5 protein-coding genes and 1 pseudogene are annotated in these 5,512 nt (G+C 69.0%); 1 reads left to right on the top strand and 5 read right to left on the bottom strand.

Annotation, left to right across the window (positions count from 1 at the left end; translation table 11 throughout):
- The 5 genes and pseudogenes from ACFWF3_RS22355 to ACFWF3_RS22335 form a co-directional block, all read right to left on the bottom strand.
- Positions 1–375 (bottom strand): annotated as a pseudogene (locus ACFWF3_RS22355) (4-hydroxy-2-oxovalerate aldolase); the annotation flags it as partial.
- Positions 376–461: 86 nt separating this feature from the next.
- Entirely contained in the window at positions 462–1,370 is a 909-nt protein-coding gene (locus ACFWF3_RS22350) for an acetaldehyde dehydrogenase (acetylating) (RefSeq protein WP_378987728.1), read from the bottom strand.
- Between the two features lie 52 nt (positions 1,371–1,422).
- Entirely contained in the window at positions 1,423–2,208 is a 786-nt protein-coding gene (locus tag ACFWF3_RS22345; protein ID WP_379315141.1) for a 2-keto-4-pentenoate hydratase, read from the bottom strand.
- A complete protein-coding gene (locus ACFWF3_RS22340; protein WP_379315140.1) occupies positions 2,202–3,704 on the bottom strand; it encodes an MDR family MFS transporter in 1,503 nt (500 codons plus the stop codon). The genes ACFWF3_RS22345 and ACFWF3_RS22340 overlap by 7 nt, the downstream gene beginning before the upstream one ends.
- 14 nt (positions 3,705–3,718) lie before the next feature.
- On the bottom strand, positions 3,719–4,774 hold the full coding sequence (locus tag ACFWF3_RS22335; RefSeq protein WP_379315139.1) for a 2Fe-2S iron-sulfur cluster-binding protein: 1,056 nt from the start codon (positions 4,772–4,774) through the stop codon (positions 3,719–3,721).
- Positions 4,775–4,966: 192 nt separating this feature from the next.
- On the opposite strand from ACFWF3_RS22335, the gene ACFWF3_RS22330 reads away from it, so the two are divergent.
- Positions 4,967–5,512, top strand: a 546-nt coding sequence (locus tag ACFWF3_RS22330) for an SDR family NAD(P)-dependent oxidoreductase (RefSeq protein ID WP_379315138.1), incomplete at its 3' end; no start/stop codon positions are given.

Raw genomic sequence — 5,512 nt, 5'->3', positions numbered from 1 at the left:
GTGCTGGACGGAGACGTCGGCTTCGGTGCAGTGGGTGGCGATGCGGCAGATGGAGGCGCCGTTGTCCTGGGAGATCTTGATGTCTTCTTTGACGCCGACGCCGGGGAGCATGAGGAACGCGATCTTGGCGTTCTCGGCTGTTCGGGCGGCGATGGTGATGAGTTCTTGTTCGGCGGTTTTGGAGAATCCGTAGTTGAACGAGGAACCACCCAAACCGTCGCCGTGGGTGACTTCGATGACGGGGACGCCGGCGTTGTCGAGGGCGGTGACGATGTCGCGGACTTCGGTGGTGGTGAATTGGTGGCGTTTGTGGTGGGAGCCGTCACGCAGGGAGGTGTCGGTGATCCGGATGTCGAGTTCAGCAGAGAATGGCATGGTCGAGTCTCCTTACGCCCGGCTCGGCTGCGGCGGACGCAGGGCCTCGGGGGTGATGGTGTCCAGGGCTGACGAATCGGTCATGATCACACCCGCGTCGACAGGATCTGATCGGCCATGACCTCACCGACACGGGTTGCCGCGGCGGTCATGATGTCGAGGTTGCCCGCGTACGGGGGCAGGAAATCGCCCGCCCCTTCGACCTCGACGAACACCGAAACCTTCGCCAGTCCGCCCGAAACGACGGAGGGTTCGTCGAACTGGGGTTCGTTGAGCAGGCGGTAGCCGGGCACGTATTGCTGGATGTCGGCGACCATCTGGTGGATGGAGGCGGTGATCGCGTCGTGGTCGGCGTCGTCGGGGATGGCGCAGAAGATGGTGTCGCGCATGATCATCGGTGGTTCGGCGGGGTTCAGGATGATGATCGCCTTGCCGCGCTGGGCGCCGCCGATGGTTTCCACGCCACGGCTGGTGGTCTTGGTGAACTCGTCGATGTTGGCGCGGGTGCCAGGACCTGCCGAATTGGACGAGACCGACGCAACGATCTCGGCATAGGGGACAGGCACGACGCGCGAAACCGCGGCGACGATCGGGATGGTGGCCTGCCCGCCGCAGGTGATCATGTTGACGTTCGGCGCTTCCAGCAGCGAGGCCAGGTTCACCGGCGGTACCACGGCCGGACCCACCGCGGCGGGGGTGAGGTCGACGGCGCGGATGCCGAGTTCGGCATAGCGGGGTGCGGCCGCGCGGTGGACGTAGGCCGAAGTCGCCTCGAACACTATGTCGGGCTTCTCGTCCTGGGCGAGCAGCCAGTCCACACCTTCGGCGGAGGTTTCCAGGCCGAGTCCGCGCGCGCGTTCGAGCCCTTCGCTCTCGGGGTCGATGCCGATCATCCAGCGCGGCTCGATGGACTCCGAGCGCAGCAGTTTGTAGAGCAGATCGGTGCTGATGTTGCCGGATCCGACGATCGCGGCGGTGACGGAACCGTGGGACACGGTTGGCCTCCTCGAGGAATGGCGGCCCGGACGGGCCGCGGGTGGGATCGGCTCAGGTGAACGACAAGCGGACGGAGCCGAGTCCGGTGAAGTCGGCGCGGAAATCGTCGCCGGGTCGGGCGTCGATGGCGCGGGTACAGGAACCGGGGAGCACGATGTCGCCCGCTTTCAGCCGGACCCCGAAGGTCGCGACCTTGCGGGCCAGCCAGGCGACCGCGATCGACGGATCGCCGAGGACCGCGTCGCTGCGGCCTTCGGCGACGATCTCACCGTTGCGGGTGAGCACGGTATCGATCGCGGTGATATCGATATCGTCCGGGGCGACGCGTTCGCGGCCCAGGACGAACCCGGCCGAGGAAGCGTTGTCGGAGATGGTGTCGGCGAGCCTGATCTGCCAGTCGGTGATCCGTGAGTCGATCAGCTCGATCGATGGCGCGTAGGCGACGGTCGCGGCCAAGACGTCGGCTTCGGTGCAGTCCTCGCCGGGCAGGTCGGCGCCGAGGACGAACCCGACCTCGACCTCCACGCGCGGCAGCAGGAACTTGGTGGTATCGACGGGGACGTCCTCGTAGACCTCCATGTCGGCGAGCAGGTGACCGTAGTCGGGCTCGTCGACGCCCATCATCTGCTGCATCGCCTTCGACGACAGCCCCACCTTGTGCCCGACGACCTTTCCGCCGTCGTCGAGCCTGCGCCGGATATTGAGCAGCTGGACCTCGTACGCGTCCACCACATCGATGCCCGGATACCGGTCGACGATGGGGGACACGGCCACCCGATCCAGCTCCGCCCGCGCCAGTTCGGCGGCGAGCTCGGTGCGCATGCCGGTTGTCAGCATCCTGGCTCCCTCTTCTCGTCTGGTGATGCCACCCCATGCTCGTGGTCGAGGCGGCTCGCCGGGCCGGGCTCTCCCGCTGGATGGACAGGAAATTCTCCGGCCCGGCGCGGGATCGCCGCGCACGCGACGACCAGGACAACGGTCATGACCGCGATGGACACGAACACGAGATGTATTGCGGCGGACAGCGATTGCGGTGTCGGTGCACTGTCGCCGGCCAGGCGCGCGTTGACGATGGCGCCGAAGACCGCGACTCCCACCGCGCTGCCCAGCGACCGCGCGAACATGGTGGCGGAGGTGACGACCCCGCGTTCGGCCCACCGCGCGCTCGTCTGCGCCGCGATGAGCGTGGGTGTGGCCACCAAGCCCATGCCCGCGCCGACGACGAAACACGACGCGGCGACCTGCCACAGGGCCGAGTCCTCGTCGAGCAGCAGGGTGGTCGCCGCGCCGAGTGCCGCGACGGTACTGCCCAGCACCGCGCACGTGCGAAACCCGAAGCGCAGGTATACCTTTCCCGCTCTGGCCGCGGCCAACGGCCAGCCCAGGGTGAGCGCTCCGGTGACGAGCCCCGCGACCAGGGCGCTCGACCCGAGCACGCCCTGATTGAACATCGGCACATACGTCGTGAACCCGAACAGCAGCGCCCCGCCCAGCATGGCCGCGACACTGCTCGCGATCACCACCCGCCGGGTGAACACCCACAGCGGCAGAATCGGTTGCGTGGCCCGCGCTTCGACGGCGACGAACAGCGTGAGCGACAGTCCGGCGCACCCGAAGACCGCGATACCGACCGGCGATCCCCACGCCCACGCGTGACCGCCCTCGAGCAGTCCGAGCACCAGTGCCCCCGCACCGAGCGTCAACAGGACCGCCCCGGCGTAGTCGACGCTGCGCCTGCGCCGCGGTACGGACTCGTGGAAGTTGCGGATCAGCATCCAGGCGGCGAGCACGGCCAGCGGCAGGTTGACCAGGAAGATCCACCGCCACCCGAGGTAGTCGGCGCAGATACCGCCGAGCAGCGGGCCCGTCACCGAGGCCACCGCCCACACCCCGGCCAGATAGCCCTGGACCGTGGCACGTTCGGCCAACGTGTACAGATCACCCGCGATGACCATGGTGGTGGGCTGGATGGCGCCGGCGCCGATGCCCTGGACGGCGCGGAACCCGATCAGGGCGAGCATGCTGCTCGCCAGCCCGCACAGCAGCGAGCCCAGCGCGAACACCGCGATCCCGAACAACATCACCGGTTTGCGCCCGAACGTGTCGGCGAGCGCGCCGTAGATCGGCACAGTGACGGCCTGGGCGAGCAGATAGCTCGTGAACAGCCACGGAAACAGCGTGAAATCGCCCAGACTGTCGGTGATCGACAGCACCGCGGTCGCCAGGATCGTCGAATCGAGCGCGACGAGTCCGGTGGCGAGCATCAGCGAGGCCAGCACCGGCCCACGGTCCGAGCCGAAGCCGACATCGGGCCGCGCGGTATCGGTTGCCACAGAACACCTCTCGCTCAGAAGCGGATACGAACCCGGTCGGTGCGCGGGCGGGCCTGGCAGGCCAGGGTGTACCCGGCGTCGATGTCGTCCTGATCGAGGACGGCCGAGTTGGTCGTGGTGACCTCACCGTCGACGACGGTGCACGCGCACGTTCCGCACTCGCCCTCGCGGCAGGAGTACGGGACATCGAGCCCGCCGGCGAGCATGACGTCGACGAGGGTGCGCGAGCGCGGCCAGCTCAACGCGTGCACGGTCCCGTCGAGCTCTACCTCCACGCGCGCGGCATCCGCGTCGTCGACGGGGTCGAGCGGCTCGGGTTCGGCGAACGGATCACCGGACAGCGAGACGAACACCTCGGTGGTGACGCGTTCGCGCGGCCATCCGGCGCCCGAGAGTGCCTCGGTCACCGCCGACATGAACGGGCCGGGCCCGCACACGAACGCCGCGAAGGACGAATACGGCGCGGCGAAGTCGGCCAGCTGGGCCGCGGTGGGCAGGCCCTGCAGCGATTCGAGCCAGTGCGCCACAGTGATCCGGCCCGGGTACCGGGCGACGAGATCGCGCAGGGCGTCGGCGAAGATCACCGATGCCTGCTCGCGATTGGCGTAGAACAGCACCACCCGGCCGGTGCCGCAGGCCAGGGCCGAACGCAGGATCGACATCACCGGTGTGATGCCGCTGCCCGCCGCCCACAACAGCAGATCGGTGTCGAGCGAGGCCGGGGTGAAGGCGCCCTGCGGCGGCAGCACATCGAGGGTGTCGCCGACAGTGATGTTGTCGCACAACCAGTTCGAGCCGTAGCCGCCGGGTGTGCGCTTGACCGTGACCTGCGGCGGATCGCCCGTGAACGGCGAACTCGCCAGCGAATAGCAGCGCGCCACCGGTTCGGGCCGCTCGCTCGGGATCCGCAGCGTGAGGAACTGGCCCGGCCGGAAGGCGAAGCGGTCGGCGACCGCTTCGGGTACCTCGAACACCAGCGTCCGCGCGTCCGCGGTCTCTTCGATCACCGCGGATACGCGCAGCGTCACCACCCGCGAGCTCCGCGGAACGTCGACAGTCGCCCTCGTCACTGGTGTTCTCCTCGATCTCGGAACCGGTCTTGCGGAGCACCGTCGCAGGCTCGCCGGCGTTGCGGAGCCCGTGGCTCCCGGTGGCCGGGAGATCGCGGTGCACTGCCCGCTGACCGGGAAGACCAGGGCAGATGCGGTGGACGGCGACCCTAGCGTCGGGCTCGTGGACACCAGATTCTCCGGGGGCACCCGATGAACCGCATGCAGCACACCGTCGCGCTGGTGACCGGCGCGGCCGGGGGAATGGGCCGCGCCCATTGCCGTCGGCTGGCCGAGGAAGGCGCCGACATCATCGCACTCGACATCGAGGCCGCCGCGCCCGAGCTGGCCGAGACGGCACGCGAAGTCGAGGCAACGGGTCGCCAGTGCGTCACCGGCGTCGCCGACGTGCGCGATCAGGCAGCCCTGGACGTGGCGGTCGCCGACGGCGTCGCCGCGCTGGGCCGCCTGGACGTGATCGTGGCCAACGCCGGCATCTACACCGACCTCGGCCTGTCCTGGGAGCTGTCGGATCAGGCCTGGCAGCGCACCATCGACATCAACCTCACGGGTATGTGGCACACCGTGCGCGCGGCCGTCCCCGCCCTGTCCGACGGCGGCTCGGTGGTGATCGTGAGCTCCACCAACGGCATCGTCGGCGCGGCCGCCGCCGCGCACTACTCGGCGAGCAAGCACGCCGTGGTCGGGCTCGCCCGCACCTTGGCCAACGAGCTCGGCCCGCGCGGGATCCGGGTGAAC

It is taken from the genome of Nocardia sp. NPDC060220 (assembly GCF_042727815.1).
Taxonomy (GTDB): domain Bacteria; phylum Actinomycetota; class Actinomycetes; order Mycobacteriales; family Mycobacteriaceae; genus Nocardia.
Note: the sequence above shows the minus strand (reverse complement) of the source record. Positions and strands in the feature narration are given on the sequence as shown.